An 18,718-nucleotide genomic window follows, 5' to 3' on the forward strand; every position below is an offset into this window, starting at 1 on the left:
GTGTATACTAGCGTTTGATGCAGTATGAGACAGATCGAAACTAGTGAAGTTGCCCCTAGTAGCGCCCCCCTGTCACAAGCGATTGTGGAAGGAGATCTCGTATTCGCATCGGGCCAGATCCCAAGAGAACCGGATGGCACGATTATTACGGGAGACATTAAGGAACAAACCGCACAAGTTATGGAAAATCTATCTTCGATCCTCGAGGAGTCTGGTTCTTCACTTGATAATGTTATAAAATCAACCGTATTCCTTACCGATACAGAACATTTTGACGGTTTTAACGATATGTATGCCAAATATATGAATGAACCGTATCCGGCACGAAGTGCATTTATTGTCGCCTCCCTCGCTCGAACGGAGATAGACGTTGAGGTAGAAGTCATCGCCAAAATCGACGAATAAATAGCTCGCTACTGTAGTTTCGGTACACGGCAGTGGTTTTCAGTAGGTCTCTCGGAACTCGCACGGTAGCACCGAGCGTGCGCTTAATTGACGAGAAGACAGCTTCAAACTGATCGCTGGGAATTATTGATCACTATCCATATGGGCGTGATGGTACGGTTGGCGTAGTTCTGCTGGACTGATCTTGACGGTCGAAGCTAGTAGTATCGATAGCAACGTAGTCAGTGCGTTTCCCGGCTGCTGCGCCGAAAAACGCATACCACGTCTTCGTAGAGACTCGCTCGAACCAGTTGGGTAACATCATAATGAGGAGTCGTATGAGACCAATCTCTTCAAGGGCGCTGGACAGTTCTGAAAACAGCTTCACCGCAATGCAGTAGGATTTGTCTAGCTCGATGCGAAGTGCCAAGGTGAGCATCACCCACTTAGCGAAGCCACTTCCCCGCTAAGATTGGCAGATTCGTCTAGGTTATTGACATCTTGTTTAGTCTTATCGACCGTAACACGCGTGAAGAGACTGATTTTCGGATGTCACACCGATCCGTCTCTTCACTTTCTACCGAGGTAACGTAGTCGTCGTCGAGTCTAGCGAAGCTACAAACTCTCAGATCAAACGTTCGCCCTGCCTATCGAATAGCCAGACCTTAGATGGGTCAATGTCCACAGTTACGCTCTCTCCCACATCAGTAACTTCACCTTGATCTACCAATGCGTTGAGATCATATTCACTAGCTTCTAGATAGACTGTATCATTCGCTCCATTGGGTTCAATTACGGAGATGTCTGCGGTGAACAACTTGGAACCACTATTCAGGTCGAAGAATTCCGGACGTATTCCGAGGGACACCGTTTCTCCATCCTTGACATCGACTTCGGTGTTCCTCTGCGGGATATTGAGTGAAAACAGGTCGTTCGAGACATATAGACTGTCGTCCTGAACCTCAAGTGTCGATTCGATAATATTGGTTGAAGGCGATCCGATAAATTCAGCTACGAATTGATTCGCAGGCTCGTTATAAATCTCATATGCCGATCCCACTTGCTGAATATATCCATCATCCATAATTACAATCTTATCACCTAGTGTCATCGCTTCTTCCTGATCGTGAGTGACAAAGATCATAGCTATCTCGAGCCGCTGTTGTAATTTCTTGATCTCGGTCTGCATCTGATCTCGAAGATTAGCATCAAGCGCCGAGAACGGTTCATCAAGTAAGAATGCGGCCGGTTCCATCACCATCGCCCGACCAATGCTAACGCGCTGCTGTTGACCGCCCGAAAGTGCATTCGGTTTTCTATCAAGCATCTCCTCGATACCAAGCATTTCAGCGGCGTCTTCCACACGATCATTCTTTTCTTTTTTCGAAAGATCGGTCATCATATCCAGACCGAATCGCATATTCGCACGAACTGTTTTGTGTGGATATAGTGTGATATTTTGGAAGACAAAAGCGAGATTCCTGTCTTTGGGTTTTAAATTTGTTACGTCGTCCCCATCAATACGAATTGATCCCGAATTTGGCGTTTCCAAACCAGCGATCATACGCAGTGTCGTTGTTTTCCCACACCCAGATGGCCCGAGAAATACTACAAAATCATTCTTCGAGATATTCAGGTTAATATTGTCACAGGCGATTATCTCCCCGTCATCGAATGTTTTCGAGAGATCGGTCAATTTGATATAACCATCGGCCTTTTCGGGCGTGGTAGGATTTTCATCAACAAACGCTTTTTCCGGTTGTCGAAGACCCATAGTATGGAATTGGCCATAGCCTCAAATAATCTTTATGGTGCAGACAAAGAACAGTGTTCAGATAAGATCAAAAAGTGAGGCGGACGTAGTTCCTTGGTTCCTCTGCCAGAAACCAGCCGCCTCACCGACTGTGGCGACTTCCCGGAGTGTGAGTTTGTGGAGCGAAAGTCGACACTCGAGCCCGCGATGAAGTTGGGCATCCAACTGTATCTGGCCGGGCTGTCGCTGGCGAATGCCGTTTCGGTCCTCGCAAACCGGGTGGCGAGCGCTGTCGGTCCACCGCTCAACTGGGTTCAGAAGGCAAACCTACAGCCTGCAGAGGGTCACGACTTGGATTATGTCGCGGTTGACGAGACAGTAATCCGCGTGAATGACCAGCACTACTGGCTGTTTAGGTGGTTAATCCTGACTCGAATCGCCTGCTCCACGTGCGATTGTTCCCGACCAGGACCTCCGCACTGACCGAGACGTTTCTCGCGGAGCTCCTCGAAAAACATCTTGGTGATGACGCGGTATTCCTGGTCGATGGTGCACCGTGGCTGCAGGCTATCTTCACTCACTCCGATTCCAACAGTCAAGGGGACTCGGAATGTCGTCGAACGCACCTTCAAAGAGCTGAAACGTCGAGCTGAAGCGTTTGCCAACCACTTCAGCACGCTCAGCCCGAAACAGTAGAAACGTGGTTCAAGCATTTGCTGTCTGCTTCAATCAGCTAATCTGAACAATGCCGAGGGGAGTCAAAGTTGGAACGCCACATGGTGACAAACGGTGAGGGCTGTGAGCCATAATATGGTTGATTCAGCGATGATATAGAAGGAAAACCAATGACATAAACGGTTTGCTTCGGTAAATGAAGATCTCGAGCCGTGTTTCGACGGGTGGCCGGTTTCGCTCATATTTCTCGTGCATACTCGCGATCTAAGAGTTCAAGCGGCCAGCCGTATCACGTGCCACCGACACTCGTTTGCTTTTCCAAGCTTGTTTAGCTAGCTACCTACACTCCCTGAACGAAGTCGAGAAACAAGAACTCTATGGCCGAATACGTCCCCAAATTCAGTCTCACTAAACCGGGGGATTGAGGAACTTATAGTGGCTTTTCAACAAAGCGTACTGCTCACCATCGCCATCGGTCTGTTACCTTTAGAGTATCTTCATACCCTTGATCAATCAGGGCGCTCCGTACCTCCTCTGTAGAAGCAGCAGCGATCTTTCGCTCATTTTCGGTGAGTTTTATGATGCCCGTCGTAAGTGCAATTGCGAGTTCCCTGAAATCTCGATAATTATGCTTGTCGAGTGTGTCAGCGTGCGTATGTCCCCACCCCTTCGGTGTAACGCCAGACGTTGAATCCCGTTGTTCCGATCCGACATACGCAGATGGCACTCCATTCGAGGCGAATGTCCAATGGTCACCATACATATTTAATTCATCAGTTACCTTCACTGGCGTGTGCACCTCGTCTTCCACTTCCTTGAACGCCCTACCAATCTCGTCAAATCCATGAGTTCTCACGTACAAATTGTTTGAAAATCCGATCCCATCTAAATTTATTACACACTTAATATTCTCAGAATTGTTATTTTTGATCCAATAGTCCGATCCGTATAATCCAAACTCTTCCGCTCCAAATAGCACCAGTCGCACTCTCGAGTCAAGTTCAGATTCGATTTGCGACAGGAGTCTCCCGACCTCAACGACGAGTGCAGAACCGAATCCGTTATCTCTGGCGCCGTTCCCTAAGTCATGTGCATCAATGTGCGCCGTGAGAAGGACCTCCTCTTTTGATTCTGGGCCCAAAACAGCCTCAATATTTTTCGACTTGGCAGGTGCTTTTGTACAATTGACTTCAAGCGATGCCGTCACGGATCCTTTTTTTAGATGACGGAGAATTCGCCTCCCCTCCTCTCGAGAAATCGCTGCACCAACCACTGAGCCAATCAGAGTATCGTCATTTGTAGTATCAGCCCATGGATTTACTGTACCAACCGCCGGAACGCACCCAGGGATCTGGTTTCGGAATAAAAATCCGACTGCGCCAGCATTAGCAGCTCTAGCGTATTTCTCATATCGCTGGAGACGTCTATTGACGCCAGCAGGTGTCCGATTCGACGTCATCACGATCTTGCCCTCCAATTCGGTCGAATCAAAGTCGCCCGGAACCCCCGCATCAATGCTGTATATTTCTGCCTCGATATCACCTGACGGGCTACCCGGTAAAGCTACGATCTCATGCTGCCGGTCAAGTTGCCAACGGTTGGATCCGTTTACCTCGAGTGTTGTTGTGCCACGTTGCCAGCCGGGAAATTCGAATTCATTTGTTTCGATATTGTGAGCGTCTATGGCAGAAAACTGTTTTTTGACGAGTTCACGGGCTTCTTTTTCTCCATCAGTTCCGGCTAACCGGTTGCCAATGTCGGTTAGCTCTTCCAAGAATTCCCAACTGCGTTCATTTAGATACGCATCTCCGACAATCGCTGGTGGGATCTCTGACATCGATTATTTGATAGATTGAATAGTATATATTACTTTTGGTTCGGATTTCTCTATACACATAACTATCTACTAAAGCCACCGAACGTGTACTGATTAGATCTTTCCGTCGGTATGAACAGCGGTTTGATCGACAACACCGACAAGCCCACAACGAGCCGGTAACCGAAATTTACCTATACGAGGCGGCGGATCGTCTCCACGGAGATGCCGACGACCTACGAAAACTACGTTGACGGAAGGTGGATCGAATCGAGCACGGGCGAGACGTTCGCGGTCCGGAACCCTGCCGACACCGACGAGGTGGTCGCTCGATTCCAGGATTCGGAACGCGCGGACCTCGACGCGGCCGTCGAGGCGGCCGTCGAGGCGCAAGCGGAGTGGGCGAACACGCCCGGTCCCGAGCGGGGTGCCGTACTGAAACGCGCCGGCGAGGTGCTCGAGCGGCGACGCGACGAGGCGACCGAGGCCCTCGTCCGGGAGGAGGGAAAGACGCGCAGCGAGGCGGGCGGCGAGGTCGGGCGCGCGATCGACATCTTCCACTACTACGCGGAGAAGGCGCGCGAGCTCGGCGGGATCGAGAAGGCAGCGAGCGGACCGAACACGGACCTCTCCACGAAGCGGGAGCCGCTGGGGACCGTCGGGCTCATCACGCCCTGGAACTACCCGATCGCGATCCCGGCCTGGAAGCTCGCCCCCGCCCTGGCGACCGGGAACACGGTCGTCCACAAGCCGGCATCGGCGGCGCCGAACGTCTCGCGGATCCTCTACGAGTGTCTCGCGGAGGCCGGCCTCCCCGAGGGCGTCGCGAACATGGTCACCGGGTCCGGAAGCGAGATCGGCGCTCCCCTGGCCGACCACGAGGCGGTCGACGCGGTCTCGTTCACCGGAAGCACGGCGGTCGGGACCGCGGTGGCGCAGTCGGCGGCGGACGACCTGAAGCGCGTCCAGTGTGAGATGGGTGGGAAGAACCCCACGGTCGTGATGCCGAGCGCGGACGTCGAGGAGGCCACCGAGATCGTCGGCGTCGGCGCCTTCGGAACGACGGGCCAGTCCTGTACCGCCTGTTCGCGGGCGATCGTCCACGAGGACGTCTACGACGAGTTCCTCGAGTCGATCGTCGCGTACGCGGAGGACCTCACGGTCGCGGACGGGTTCGCGGACCCCGGTATGGGACCGCACGTCTCCGAGAGCGAGCTCGAATCGACGCTGGAGTACGTCGCGGTGGGTCGGGAGGACGGCGCGACCCTCGAGACGGGCGGCAGCGAGCTCACCGGTGAGGGATACGACGACGGCCACTTCGTCGAGCCGACCGTCTTCTCCGGGGTGAGCTCCGACATGCGGATCGCCCAGGAGGAGATCTTCGGCCCGGTCCTCTCCGTCATGAAGGTCGGCAGCTTCGACGAGGCGGTCGCGGTCGCCAACGACGTCGACTACGGCCTCTCGGCGAGCATCGTAACGCAGGACCTCTCGGAGGCCCACGAGTTCGTCGACGCGGTCGAGGCCGGGGTCGTCAAGGTGAACGAGAAGACGACCGGGGTCGAACTTCACGTCCCGTTCGGAGGGTACAAGGACTCCTCGACGACCACCTACCGCGAGCAGGGCGACGCGGGGCTCGACTTCTTCACCGCGACGAAGACCGTCTACCTGAACTACTGACGTCGCGGCGGGGCAATAGTTTTATATCAGTCGGTCCTCGAACCGATGCTATGGGATCAGCAGCCGAGCAGGTGCAGGACCGCCTCCGCGGCGTGGCGGTCGGGCTCCTGACGCCGTTCGATGAGACGAATCAGATCGTACACGACGGGATCCGCGAGAACGCGACGCGGATATACGACGCCGGGATCCGGACGTTCCTGGCTGCGGCCAACATCAGCGAGTACCACTCGCTCTCGCGGGACGAACGGGTCGCCGTGGTCGAGACCGCCGTCGACGCGTTGCCGGAGGACGCCTGCGTGCTGGCGGGGGTCGGCGGGAGCACGTCGAACGCCCGGGATCTGATCCGCGCGTACGACGACGTCGGCGCCGACGCGATGATGATCATGCCGCCGGACCACACGTATCTGCACGAACGCGGCCTGCTGGCGTATTACGAGAAGCTGGACGAAGCGAGCAACCGACCGTTGGTGCCGTACGTCCGGGGATTCGATCCGTCGGTGGAGTACCTCGGGGATCTCACGCGGATCGACGGCGTGGCCGGGATCAAGTACGCGCTGCCCGACCCGATCAAGCTGGGCGCGGGCGTGGCCGCGGGCGCGGACGACGTCGTCTGGGTCGACGGACTGGCCGAGCCGTACGCCGTCTCGTTCTGGGCGGAGGGTGCCGAGGGGTTCTCCGCCGGCGTCAGCAACTTCCGGCCGGAGGTCGGGCTCGAGCTCTTCGAAGCCCTCTCGGCGGGCGAGTGGGAGCGTGCCCGCGCGCTCCGGAACGCCTGTCTCCCGTATCAGGACTTCCGCGACGAGACGGGGGAGGACAACCAGATCGACGGCGCGATCAGCATCCCGGCGGTCAAGAAGGGGCTGGATCTGGCGGGACTGAACGGCGGCGCGGTTCGGGAACCGATCCGCCCGCTCAGCGCGGCGGACGAGCGGCGGGCTGAGGAGCTCTACGAACAGCTGGACCGTGACATCGAACGGCAGCTCGAACGGGAACGGCCGGCGGCGAGCGAGCAGTGAGGCGACCACGGTGAAACGACGGGCACGACGGACGACGAGACCGACCACGACGAACCACCGGCACGGCCACGACGAACGACGAACGACGGACATCACGACGACCGACGACCGAAACAGCGGACGGCGAGGCGCTTAGGAGAACTTGGTGTTGAGTTCGATGATGTTCGCGGCGCGTTGGACGCTGTCGGCGAGCTCGCCGTGAAGCCGCTCGTCGGTGATCCGGCTCGACGGCCCGGAAACGCTGATCGCGCCGAGGACCGTCTCGTCGCTCGTGACCGGCGCGGCGACGCAACGAAGCCCCTCGATGTTCTCCTCGTCGTCGGTGGCGTACCCGCGTTCCGCGACCCGATCGAGTTCCTCGTAGAGCGCCTCCGGAGAGGTGATCGTGTTCGACGTTTTGGGGGAGAACTCGATCGATTCCACGATCTCGTCGGTTCGGTCGTCCGGCAGGTGCGTGAGGATCGATTTGCCGAGCGACGTGGAGTACATGGGCTGCTGCATGCCGACGTGTGAGACGGTCTCGACGGCCTGCTCGCCGGTCGCCTTGTACAGGTACGACACCATCCCGTGTTCCTCAATGCCGAACTGGCTAACCTCGTTGGTCTCGGTCGCGAGGCTATCGGCCTCGCTTTTGATGACGTCGTAGTTGCCGATCTGGCCGCGGACCGTCTCGGCCATGTCGAGAACCTTGAGACTGAGCCGATAGCCGTCGTCCTCCTTGACCAGCAGTTTGCGGTCCTCGAGCGTCCGGAGATGGCTGTGGACCGTGCTCTTCGAGTGGCCGAGCTCCTCGGCGATCTCCGTGACGCTCGTGTGGTCCTGCCGTTGGAGAACCTCGATGACGTTGAACGCTATTTCGACCGACTGTATCCGGCGACCGTGTGGTTCCTCCGATGGGGCATCCATATCAGGACCCTACCCCTCCAGTCCCATAAATATGTTCCCGCATCGGGAACCGAGGTCCGGACGCCGAAGATCGGCTGAAACCGGCCGCAAGCCGCGATCGGGGGGATCCGCGGATCGAAGCGGACGCGGCGTGATCCGGGATGCGGAACGATTCGGCGACGGAACGGATCGCGTTCCCGGTCCCGCCGTTCCCTGCTCGCGAACAATCTGGATTCAACGGGTGAGACGGCGTTTCAGTCCACGTGAGCCCGTCTCCAGTCGTTCCATCGATCCCGATCGAAGCGGGATCGGAACGGCATAAACGAAACTCGAATATTGAATTACAGATCTACTTCTGTAAGTCAAACGGGCGGAGCGCGACGGCGAACGGCCGTGATTCGCGACGGGGGAAAACCCGGGTTCGGTGCCAAGGGGAACGACGAGAGGATCGAACGGCGGTCGCACTCGATCGGAGGTCGCACTCGATCGGAGGTCGCACTCGATCGGGGGATATCGGGAGCGATCGGGGGCGATCGGACCGGGGAGCGGGAACGACCGTCCCTCGGATCCTCCGACGAATGAACGAGCGTTTGCGTTGCTCACCCAGATAAATATAAAAGTACATATGGTAATATATAGAAATAAATTATGGATATATCTCGTGTAACGTCGAGACAATCCTTTTAAACGTCGATCTCCAAATCCCGTTCGATCCGATCCGACATCAGTACTTCCCATATACGCCGTTTTACTGCGTTTAAAGGGCTATTAACCCCTTTTTACATCTTATACATAATATTGAATTCATATAAATATTAAATAACGAATTCGGTGTCTGTTCGTCGAGCAGACTCGGCGAGGGATCGTCACGGGAGATCTACCGGGAACCGAACGGAGCGAAGCAACCGAAAACGTACCGACGACCCGCTTCACTCGGCGTCGACGCGAACGATCACGGCGGCGTCGCCTGCCTCAAGCAGCTCGCCCGCGCCCTGATACCGGCGGTCGGTCTCGACGGTGAACTCCTCGGGCGCCAGCTCGTGGCCCGCGGCGTGGAGCTCGCCGTCGACGAGCTCGTACTCGCCGGCCTCGATCGCGGCCTCGATGTCGGGGACGTCGCCGCCGTACGCCGGACCGACCGTGGCATAGTCGAGGTCGATCCCGGTCGTGACGGTCTCGACGGGCGCCTCGGCGTCGGGGTGGACGCGGAGGTCCTCGACGTGCATCACGCCGGTGACGTCGTCCTCGAAGCCGCGGACGTCGCCGTAGACCTCGACGACGTCGAGGGCGGCGTTGAGCGGGAGCCCCCGGTCGCTTTTGAACTTCCGGAGCGCGCCGACGACCGCCATCGCGAGCTCGCCGGCGTCGTGGTCCGCCTCGAGCCCGAGCGGGTCGGGCCAGTCGGCGAGGTGGATCGACTCGGCGGCCGCGGACGCCTCGCCGGACGCGCCGTCGGCTGCGCCGTCCGCGTACTCGTCGTGCCAGATCTCCTCGGTCACGTGGGCAAGCAGCGGCGCGAACAGCTTCAGGAACCGACGATGCGCCGTCCGGAGGGTGTACCGGGCCGAGTCGTCCTCCCGCTGTTTGGCGATCTCGAGGTAGTCGTCACAGAAAGTTCCCCAGAAGAACGTCCGGAAGCCGTCGCGGGCCTTCGAGAACTCCCGGTTCTCGAGGCGCTCCGTGAGCCGCTCGATCTCCCGGTCGATCTCCGCGAGCAGCCACCGGTCGAGCTCGGCGAGCTCGTCGGGCTTCTCCGGGTAGGGCTCGGGGGCCAACGACGCGACCAGCTTCGAGGCGTTCCAGAGCTTGCGGATGAGCTTCTCGCCCGCGCGCAGGCCCTTCTCCTGGTACGGCAGGTCGTCGCCAATCGAGGAGCCGGCGGCCCAGAATCGGGCGGCGTCGACCGGGAACTGCTCCATCACGGCGTCGGGGTCGACGACGTTGCCCTTCGATTTCGACATCTTCTCGCGGTTCTCGTCGAGAACCATCCCGTTGATCATCGTCGACTCGAAGGGCACCTCGCCGGTGTGTTCGTAACACTTGATCACCGTGTGGAACAGCCAGAAGGAGATGATGTCGTGGCCCTGCGGGCGGACGTCCATCGGGTAGATCTCCGGACGATCCATCGTGAACTCGCCGGCCGCCTCGTCCCAGTCCCAGCCGGCGTTGATGAGCGGCGTGAGCGAGGAGGTGGCCCAGGTGTCGAGCACGTCGTCCTCGGGGACGAACGCCTCGTGGCCGCACTCCGGGCAGGCGTCGACCGGCGGGTCGTCGGAGAGCGGATCGACCGGGAGGTCGTCCTTCGCGGCGACGATCGCGTGGTCGCAGTCCGCGCAGTACCAGACCGGGAACGGGATGCCCGAGGAGCGCTGCCGGGAGATGAGCCAGTCCCACTGCAGCCCCTCGACCCAGTGTTCGTACCGGGTGAACATCTTCTCGGGGAACCACTCCATCTCGCGGCCGGCCTGAAGGTACTCCTCGCGCTTGTCGAGAACCCGGACGTACCACTGCTCGGTGACGAGGAACTCCACGCCGACCCCGCAGCGCTCGTGGACGTTCACGGTGTGGGTGATCGCGCGGCGGTCCAGCAGCGCGCCCTCCTCCTCGAGGTCGCTCACGATCGCCTCGCGGGCCTCCGCGGAGTGCATCCCCTCGTAGGGGCCGGCGACGTCGGTGAGATGGCCGGACTCGTCGATGGCGACGCGTAGATCCAGGTCGTGGGCCTGGTACCACTCGATGTCGGTCTGGTCGCCGAAGGTACAGCACATCACGATCCCCGACCCGGTCTCCATGTCGACGCGATCGTCGGCGATGATCGGCACGTCGTGGCCGAACAGCGGGATCGTCGCCTCCTCGCCGACGAGGTGCTGATTCCCGTCGTCGTCGGGATGGACGAACACGGCGACGCAGGCCGGCAGGAGTTCCGGCCGCGTGGTGGAGATGGTGAACCCCTCCCCGGAGCCGGCGACGGTGAACTCGATGTCGTGGAAGTGGGAGTCCTGCTCGTCGTCCTCGGTCTCGACCTGCGAGATGGCGGTCTCGCACTCGGGACACCAGATGGCGGGCGCCTGCTCGCGGTACTCGCGGCCCTTCTCGTAGAGGTCGACGAACGAGAGCTGGGAGACGCGCTGGACCTCCGGGGAGATGGTGCGGTAGGTGTTGTTCCAGTCGATCGACAGGCCCATCCCCTGCATCTTCTCGGTGAAGTCGGCCTCGTACTCCCGGCAGACCTCCCGACACTTCCGCTGGAACTCGCGACGCTCGAAGTCCTGATGGCGGACGTCGAGTTCGCGCTCGGTCAGCCGCTCGGAGGCGATCCCGTTGTCGTCGTAGCCGAACGGGTAGAGGACGTCCCGGCCGTGCATCCGGTGGAACCGGGCGACGACGTCCTGGAGGATCGAGCCGTAGACGTGGCCCCAGTGGAGGTTGCCCGAGACGGTCGGCGGGGGCGTGTCGATCGCGAAGGCGGTGTCCGGGTCGGCGGTCTCCTCCGGATAGGCGAACGTCTCGTCGTCGACCCACCGGCGCTGCCAGCGCGCCTCGGCGGCGTCGGGGTCATACTCTCCGCTGGGCATTCTTGGGTGTCGATACCGCCGGTTGCCTGTTAAGCGCCTCGATCGGTACGGGGCGGCGGGCGGAGCGTTCGGTCCGCTCCCTCGAGCGCTACTCCAGCGCGTCCAGCCGGAACTCGAAGGCCGCCACCGGCAGCTCCAGGTCGTGCTCGACGAGCACGGCGGGGTGAACCTCGCCGATCACGCCGACCCGCTCGCCGTCGATCTCGATCGCGGCGGTGCGCCCGTCGATGAAGGTCGGATGGTCGGTCGGGGGCGTCTCGAGAGCGACGTCGAAGTCGCGACAGACCGCCTGCAGCCGGGCTTTCGCGTCCTCGTAGCTCGCGTCGGTCCGGGCGAGGACGGCCGCGACGGTCCGACGCTCTGCGACCCGGGTGTTCTCCGCGTCGTCGCGCTCGGCGGCCAGCCCGATCTCCGCCAGATCCTGCGGGTACGTCCGGTGAGTGTTCCGCTCGAGGACCATCAGCAGCGAGGGGAGCGCCCACGTGCGCAGCTGCGTGTAGTCCTCGCTGTACGGCTCGGTGATCTCGACGGGATCGCCGCCCCCGAGGACCTCGGTCCCGGGCTCGACGCGCAGCCGGTCGTAGTTCTCCGGACCGCTTATCATATGGAAGTTGAGCAGGTCCTCGAACCCGAGCCCGACGAGGCTCGCGCGGGCGGCGTCCTCGAGCCGCGACCGGTCGTGGCGGCCGCCGACGGTTCCGACGTCGGGGTAGCGTGGCTCCAGGTCGTTGAATCCGTACGCGCGCCCGACGTCGTCCACGAGGTCGTAGGGGTGGAGGACGTCGACGCGGTACGGCGGGATCTCGACGTCGTAGACGACCTCCTCGCCGAGCGTGTAGGTCGCGTCGAGCCCGGAGCGCTCGAGGAGGTCGACGACCTCGTCAGGGTCGAACGCGACGCCGATCGTCGACTCGATGCGGTCGTGGGAGACCGACTTCTCGGTCACCTCGAGGTCGGGCCGGACGAGCGTCCGCCCGGCGCTGGGGTGGGTGGCGTCGGCGTCGGCGTCGGCGTCGGCGTCGGCGTCTGTCGACGCCGAAGTGGCGGCGTCGGCGTCGGGATACGCCACCTCGACGTCCTCGATCGTGGCGCCGCGGGCCGACAGCGCGTAACAGACGATCGCCAGCATCCGGTCGATCGTCCACTGGTCGGTGCCCGTCATCTCCACGAGCAGCTCGCGGCTCCCCGTGGTCACCTCGGTCCGGCGCCCGTTGATGACCGGCGGGAACGAGAAGAGCCCGAGGTCGTCGTAGATGGCCGGATAGCGGTCGTACTCGGCGACGAGATCGGCGTAGGTGCGGCCGGTGTCGTGGTTCGCGAGCACGTCCGCCGGAGTCATCTCGGCGTCCGAATCGAGCGGGACGAACGTGTCGCCGTCGGGCTCGACCCCGCGGTAGGTTATCGCGTTGCCGTCGCCGTCGCCTCCCGCGTTGCCCTTGATCATCGTCAGGTCGTGGATGCCGATCGCGCCCTTCGCGCGCTTGCGGCCCATCGTCGCGTGGAGCTTCTCCTGGAGCTGGATGAGCGAATCGAGCGCGTCGTCGTCCAGATCCACGCCACGAACGACCGCGCCGGTGACGTACGGTCGCTCGTCGGGGACCGAGTCCGCGACCTCGATCGTCCAGTCGGCGTCGTTCGTGTCGGGAACGTGCACGCCGCGGGCGTCGCCGTAGTGGTACCGGAGCGACCTGGCGATTCCCTCGACCGAAAGTCGGTCCAGGCGGTCGGGGGCGAACTCGAGCTGGAGCTCTCCCTCGTCCGTCTCGCCCTCGAACTCCAGCCCGAGCGCGAACAGGTCGTCGATGAACTCCTCGTCGGTCTTCTCGTGGCCGGTCAGCTCGCGCAGCTCGTCGGGGTCGACGTCGACGACGGGCATTACCGCACCACCTCCGTCTCCCGCAGCAGTTCAAGGTCACACAGCGTCCCGTGCACGTCGCGGATGTCGTCGAAGCCGTACATCAACATCAACAGTCGCTCCAGGGCGAGTCCCCACGCCATCACGTCGCACTCGACGCCCAGCGGGCCCAACACCTCCTCGCGGAACATCCCCGAGTTGCCGATCTCGATGAGTTCGTTCGTCTCGGGATGGCGGCCGAACAGCTCGAAGGAGGGTTCGGTGTAGGGGTTGTAGTGCGGTTTGAACTGCACGTCGGTGATCCCGAACTGCCGGTAGAACTCCTCGAAGGTGCCCATCAGGTCGCGCACCGAGAGGTCCTCGGCCATCACCCACCCCTCGATCTGGAAGAACTCCAGCAGGTGGGTCGGATCGAGGGTGTCGTTGCGGTAGACCTTTTCGACCGAGAAGAACCGCTGCGGCGGCTCCAGGTCGCCCAGCGCGAACCCGGAGAGGTGCCGCATCGACAGCGAGGTCGTGTGGCCGCGCAGGTCGATCGCCCGCGCGACGTCCTCGGTCCACGGGGAGTGGTAGCCATCTCCGTCCTCGCCCCATCCCTCGCGGTGGGCGCGCTCGACGCGCTCGAGCAGCCCCGGCGGGATCTGCTCCATCGGCGGGAGATCCAGCGCGAACTGGTCCCAATGGGTCCGCGCGGGGTGGTCCTGAGGCATGAACAGGCAGTCGTTGATCCAGAACTCCGAATCCGCGTGCGGGCCCTCCATCTCCCGAAAGCCCATCCCGACGAGGACGTCCTTCACGCGGTCGGCGGTTTGCCGAAGGATGTGCTTGCGACCGCCCGTGGCGGTCTCGGCGTCCGCCTCGACGTTGTACTCGGCGAACTCCACGTCCCGCCAGTCGCCGCTCGTGAGCAGTTCGGGCGTGAGTCGGTCGACCGTCTCTGCCGTCTCGATCCCCTCCATCAGGGCGGTCACACCCTCCTCCGAGAGCGTGACCGAGCGCACGGTCGACTCGGTGCGGTCGACGAGTCCGCGGCGCTCCAGGCTCTCGAGGACGTCGTCGTCGACCGATTCGGGCGGTTGGACGGATCCCTCTCGATCGGCCGTCGCCGCATCGATCGCCTCGAGCGCGAGGAGTTCGGGATCCTCGGCGGGGTCGACGTCGGGAGCGGCGGTTATCTCGCCGGACTCGATGGTTCCGTAGCCCTTGCGGGCGTAGTTCGACAGGGCGATGTCGACCGCCGGCCCCTCGAGGCCTGCCCGGCCGATGATCTCGCCCATCGACCGGGGGTCCTCGTCGGCACCGGCGTCGAGGGCCGCACGATGGAGTCGGATCTCGGGGAGGTCACTTTCGACGTACTCGCGGCCCTCGTCGGTGATCGTCACCGAGACCCGGTCGGCCTCGCTGACCGTGAGCAGTCCCTCGTCCGCGAGCTCGAAGGCGGCTCGCGTGACTGTCTCGGGTTTCTCGTCGATCTCGGCCGCGAGATCGTCGATCGGTCGGTCGTCGGTCGCGCTCGCGGCCTCGAGGACCGCGAGTTGGGCTTCCGTGAGTCGCATATGGTGAGTATATCTCGTGTGGTCGGCGTCGTCTCTCGTGCGTACGTTCGGCGGCGTGAGGGTCGTAAGCGTTCCGTGTTCGGTCGGTGACCGAGACGTCGGTCCGGCGGATCGCGGGAGAGAACACGGTGCGCGCGGTTTCACCGCCCCGCTGCGGGATGTCTACAGCGGAGGGGATCCGCCACGCGCGAGTCAGCGAAAACCGAACTCGAACCCGAAGCCGGCGCGGTCACGGGCGATCCGAACGGTGGCGGGTTCGAGTGCCATACCTGGGAGTGCGGTCGGCGACGATATATGCGTTGTGCGTCGTCCCGAAAACGGTGGCAGCCACCTCCGGGAACCGACCGGCTTAATCCCGGGCCGTCCAACGCGAACGTATGAGCGAGACCGATGCCTTTGCTGACGGCTTCGAGGTGATCCCGGCGGTCGACGTCCAGGACGGCGAGGTCGTCCAGCTCGTGCAGGGCGAGCGCGGAACCGGCAAGCGGTACGGCGACCCGGTCGAGGCGGCCGAGCGCTGGATCGACGAGGGTGCGGAGACGCTGCATCTCGTGGATCTGGACGGCGCCTTCGAGGGGGAACGCGTCAACGCCCCTGCGTTCGAAGCGATCGTCGACGCGGTCGGGGACGACGTCGACCTCCAGCTCGGCGGCGGGATCCGCACCGTGGCGGACGCGCGGGCGCTGCTCGAGTTGGGGATCGACCGCGTCATCCTCGGCACCGCGGCCGTGGAGGACCCGCCGATCGTGGAGTCGATCGCCGAAACGCACCCCGGGACGGTCGTGGTGAGCCTCGACGCGAAGGACGGCGAGGTCGTCGTCTCGGGGTGGACCGAGTCGACCGGCCTCGACCCGGCCGAGGCGGCGGCGCGCTACGAGGAGTTGGGCGCGGGCGCGATCCTCTTCACCAACGTCGACGTCGAGGGACAACTCGAGGGGATCGACCGGGAGGCCGTCGAGGCGGTCGTGGACGCGGTCGACATCCCCGTGATCGCCTCCGGCGGGGTGGCAAGCCTCGATGACGTGGTTTCGCTGCGTAAGGCGGGTGCGGCCGCGGTCGTGATCGGCACGGCGCTGTACGAGGGATCGTTCACGCTCCGGGAGGCGAAACGAGCCGCGTCCGGCGACGGCGCGGAGTGAGCGAGCGTATGAAGTGAACGGCGGAAGCCCGCGCGGTCACTCCTCGCCTGGCTCATCATCGCCTGCCTGCCCCTCGCCGGGCCGTTCGCGTTGGACGACGAACACCGGTCCGAGAAACCGCTCGGCGACCTGCTCGGAGGGCATCCCGAAGACGAACGTCGTGACCGACGGATCCGTCTCCCCCATCACGACCGCGTCGTGGTCCGCGGCGTGGCCGGCGATGGCCTCGATCGGCGCGTCGGGGCGGTCGAGGATCGTCTCGATCGCCTCGGGGCTGACGCCGCGGTCGACGAGCGCAGCAGTCGTCGTCTCCAGCAGCGACTCCCCCTCCGCGTCGGGTTCGTCGCCATCGAGCGCGTGATACAGCGTGATCGTCGCGTCGGTCGTCGCGAACAACCCGGCGACGAGGCGGGTGTTTCGGTCGAGTCCGACGTCACCCCGAACCGCGAGCAGCACCGACTCGGGGACGTCGACACCGTTGGGGACGAGCACGGCGAGACAGTCGTGTTCGTAGATCAGCCGGTTGATCGTCGCCTGCGCCTCGTGCGTGAAGACGAGGCGAACGTCGACCGTTGCGCCCGCGTCGGAAAGCGCCGCCGCGAACTCCTCGAGTTTGGCCATCGCGCGCTCGCCGAACTGCTCGCGGGCCTGGTCGGCCGCGGTCTGTTCGGGGATGACGTGGTAGCCGGCGAGCACGACGTGCGCGTTCGCGAGCAGCTCCGCGATCCCGGTCGGCAGCGACTCACCCTCCAGCACTCGGATCGGATAGAGGACGGTCGGTCGATCCGGCCGGTCGATGGACGGATCACCGTCGGCCTCGGTGGCCGTGTCGGTCGGCGCGTCGGCTGCCGTGTCGGTCGGCGCGTCGGCTGCCGTGTCGGTCGGCGCGTCGGTTGGGGTTGTGGGGTCAGTGTCAGTCATGGTTCAGAACGCTCCTTTGAGTTCGACGTCGGTGGCGTAGTACCGGTACCAGGCGTAGGCGGCGACCATCACGGCGGCGCCGACGCCGATCGACGCCGGCTGCATGAACGCGATGAGCGAGAGGCTCGCGAGCGTGCCGAGACCGGCGACGAGGAACCCCGCCGGACAGCGGAACGAGGGGGTATACCACTCGGGCGACTCGCGTCGAAGCTGGATCAGGGCGACGCAGACGAGTCCGTACATCACGAGATGGAGGACGGAGGCGACCTCAGCGAGCAGCTCCACCTGGCCGGTCGCCGCGAGCACGACGATCGGGCCCCCGGCCATCCCCAATGCGACGTGTGGCGTTCCGTACCGGAGGTTGAGGCGGCTGGCGGACGTGGGAAGGAGGTCATCGCGGCTCACGGCGTACACCGCCCGGGAGGCGCTGAGGATGGAGGCGTTCGCGCTCGAGAACGTGGCGAGCAGCCCGGCGACGACGATCGCGAGCGCCCCCGGAAGGCCGACGAAGGCGCGGGCGACTTCGACCATCGCGGTCTCGCCGAACCCGCCGAGTCGAGCGCTCCCGAACGCGCTGGTCGCCACGAAGATGGTGACGACGTAGAACGCCCCGACGACGAGCACCGATCCCACCATCGCCAGCGGCAGGTTTCGGCTCGGATCGGTGATGTCGCCGGCGACCGTCGCCACCTGCGCGAAGCCGAGGTACGAGGTGAACACGAGCGCGGCGGTCCGCAACACCGGCACCATGCCGCCGGGCGGGAGGAACCGCTCCGGGGTCGACTCGGTGCCGAACACGCCGAGCGCGTCGAGGCTCCCGTAGCTCAAAAACAGCGTGAGGATGACGAGCAACACGATCACGATCGCGTTCTGCAGCGACGCCGTGTTCTCGGTCCCGAAGACGCTGAGGACGGTGAGCGCGACGCCGAAGGCCACCCCCAAGGGCACCGCCGGATCCACCGGCAGGGAGATCCCCGCCTCGGCGAACACCTGGCCGGCGTAGCTCCCGAGCCCGACGAGGTAGAACGCGGACGCGAACACGAGCCCGAGCCAGAGGCCGATGCCGATGACGGCGCCCGGTCCGGTGCCGAGTCCCCGGGAGATGAAGAAGTAGCCGCCGCCGCTGCGGGGCATCGCGGTCGCGAGTTCCGAGAGCGGGAGCGCGACCAACAGCGCGACGACCGCGCCGATCGCGAACGAGAGCGATGCGGCCGGGCCGGCGCTCTCCGCGGCGAGCCCCGGAAAGACGAAGATCCCCGCCCCGATCATCGTCCCGATGCCGATCGCGAGGCCGCCGACGAGCCCGATCGTTCGCTCGAGCTCCCCCTCACCCCGGTCACGGTCGTGTTCGACCGCGGGTGCCGGTTGATCCGGCGGCGCAGGATCGCCACGATCGTCCCGTTTCGTCGCGTCATCCGGTCCCATATCGCACCGATCCCGTGCGGGCCCGAAATAGCCACCGCCGC

The 18,718-nt window shown here is 62.7% G+C and carries 12 protein-coding genes and 2 pseudogenes; 5 read left to right on the top strand and 9 right to left on the bottom strand.

Going from position 1 to position 18,718, the window contains the following annotated elements:
* Positions 1-24 precede the first annotated feature (24 nt).
* Positions 25-405 (top strand): RidA family protein, encoded by a 381-nt coding sequence (locus CPZ00_RS06980; protein WP_096390243.1) that lies wholly within the window; start codon positions 25-27, stop codon positions 403-405.
* Positions 406-557: 152 nt separating this feature from the next.
* On the opposite strand, the pseudogene CPZ00_RS15855 reads toward CPZ00_RS06980, so the two are convergent.
* Positions 558-927: pseudogene (locus tag CPZ00_RS15855) on the bottom strand (IS5/IS1182 family transposase); the annotation flags it as partial.
* An 82-nt stretch (positions 928-1,009) separates the two neighbouring features.
* Positions 1,010-2,158: an ABC transporter ATP-binding protein gene (locus CPZ00_RS06985; RefSeq protein ID WP_096390244.1), complete on the bottom strand. Its 1,149-nt coding sequence runs from the start codon at positions 2,156-2,158 to the stop codon at positions 1,010-1,012.
* A 102-nt stretch (positions 2,159-2,260) separates the two neighbouring features.
* On the opposite strand from CPZ00_RS06985, the pseudogene CPZ00_RS06990 reads away from it, so the two are divergent.
* Positions 2,261-2,879: pseudogene (locus tag CPZ00_RS06990) on the top strand (IS6 family transposase).
* A 393-nt stretch (positions 2,880-3,272) separates the two neighbouring features.
* On the opposite strand, the gene CPZ00_RS06995 reads toward CPZ00_RS06990, so the two are convergent.
* Positions 3,273-4,649 (bottom strand): M28 family metallopeptidase, encoded by a 1,377-nt coding sequence (locus CPZ00_RS06995; protein ID WP_096390245.1) that lies wholly within the window; start codon positions 4,647-4,649, stop codon positions 3,273-3,275.
* A gap of 204 nt (positions 4,650-4,853) precedes the next feature.
* Here CPZ00_RS06995 and xacF point away from each other — a divergent pair, with 204 nt between their 5' ends.
* Complete coding sequence (gene xacF, locus CPZ00_RS07000) at positions 4,854-6,305, top strand: 2,5-dioxovalerate dehydrogenase (RefSeq protein WP_096390246.1); 1,452 nt, start codon at positions 4,854-4,856, stop codon at positions 6,303-6,305.
* Between the two features lie 50 nt (positions 6,306-6,355).
* Positions 6,356-7,321: a dihydrodipicolinate synthase family protein gene (locus CPZ00_RS07005; protein WP_096390247.1), complete on the top strand. Its 966-nt coding sequence runs from the start codon at positions 6,356-6,358 to the stop codon at positions 7,319-7,321.
* A gap of 132 nt (positions 7,322-7,453) precedes the next feature.
* Here CPZ00_RS07005 and CPZ00_RS07010 read toward each other — a convergent pair whose 3' ends face one another.
* The 4 genes from CPZ00_RS07010 to pheS all read right to left on the bottom strand — a co-directional run bounded on the left by CPZ00_RS07010 (position 7,454) and on the right by pheS (position 15,192).
* Positions 7,454-8,227, bottom strand: coding sequence for an IclR family transcriptional regulator (locus tag CPZ00_RS07010; RefSeq protein ID WP_096390248.1), 774 nt, complete (start codon positions 8,225-8,227; stop codon positions 7,454-7,456).
* A 908-nt stretch (positions 8,228-9,135) separates the two neighbouring features.
* A complete protein-coding gene (locus CPZ00_RS07020) occupies positions 9,136-11,781 on the bottom strand; it encodes a valine--tRNA ligase (RefSeq protein WP_096390250.1) in 2,646 nt (881 codons plus the stop codon).
* An 88-nt stretch (positions 11,782-11,869) separates the two neighbouring features.
* A complete protein-coding gene (gene pheT / locus CPZ00_RS07025) occupies positions 11,870-13,657 on the bottom strand; it encodes a phenylalanine--tRNA ligase subunit beta (RefSeq protein WP_096390251.1) in 1,788 nt (595 codons plus the stop codon).
* A complete protein-coding gene (gene pheS / locus CPZ00_RS07030) occupies positions 13,657-15,192 on the bottom strand; it encodes a phenylalanine--tRNA ligase subunit alpha (RefSeq protein WP_096390252.1) in 1,536 nt (511 codons plus the stop codon). The genes pheT and pheS overlap by 1 nt, the downstream gene beginning before the upstream one ends.
* 377 nt (positions 15,193-15,569) lie before the next feature.
* Here pheS and hisA point away from each other — a divergent pair, with 377 nt between their 5' ends.
* The gene (hisA, locus tag CPZ00_RS07035; RefSeq protein ID WP_096390253.1) at positions 15,570-16,331 is read left to right on the top strand and encodes a 1-(5-phosphoribosyl)-5-[(5-phosphoribosylamino)methylideneamino]imidazole-4-carboxamide isomerase; all 762 of its coding nucleotides are present in this window, start codon (positions 15,570-15,572) and stop codon (positions 16,329-16,331) included.
* A gap of 36 nt (positions 16,332-16,367) precedes the next feature.
* Here hisA and CPZ00_RS07040 read toward each other — a convergent pair whose 3' ends face one another.
* The gene (locus tag CPZ00_RS07040) at positions 16,368-17,252 is read right to left on the bottom strand and encodes a universal stress protein (RefSeq protein ID WP_199243403.1); all 885 of its coding nucleotides are present in this window, start codon (positions 17,250-17,252) and stop codon (positions 16,368-16,370) included.
* 3 nt (positions 17,253-17,255) lie between these two features.
* Positions 17,256-18,677 (bottom strand): APC family permease, encoded by a 1,422-nt coding sequence (locus tag CPZ00_RS07045; RefSeq protein WP_096390254.1) that lies wholly within the window; start codon positions 18,675-18,677, stop codon positions 17,256-17,258.
* Between the last annotated feature and the right edge of the window lie 41 nt (positions 18,678-18,718).

It is taken from the genome of Halopenitus persicus (assembly GCF_002355635.1).
Taxonomy (GTDB): Archaea; Halobacteriota; Halobacteria; order Halobacteriales; family Haloferacaceae; genus Halopenitus; species Halopenitus persicus_A.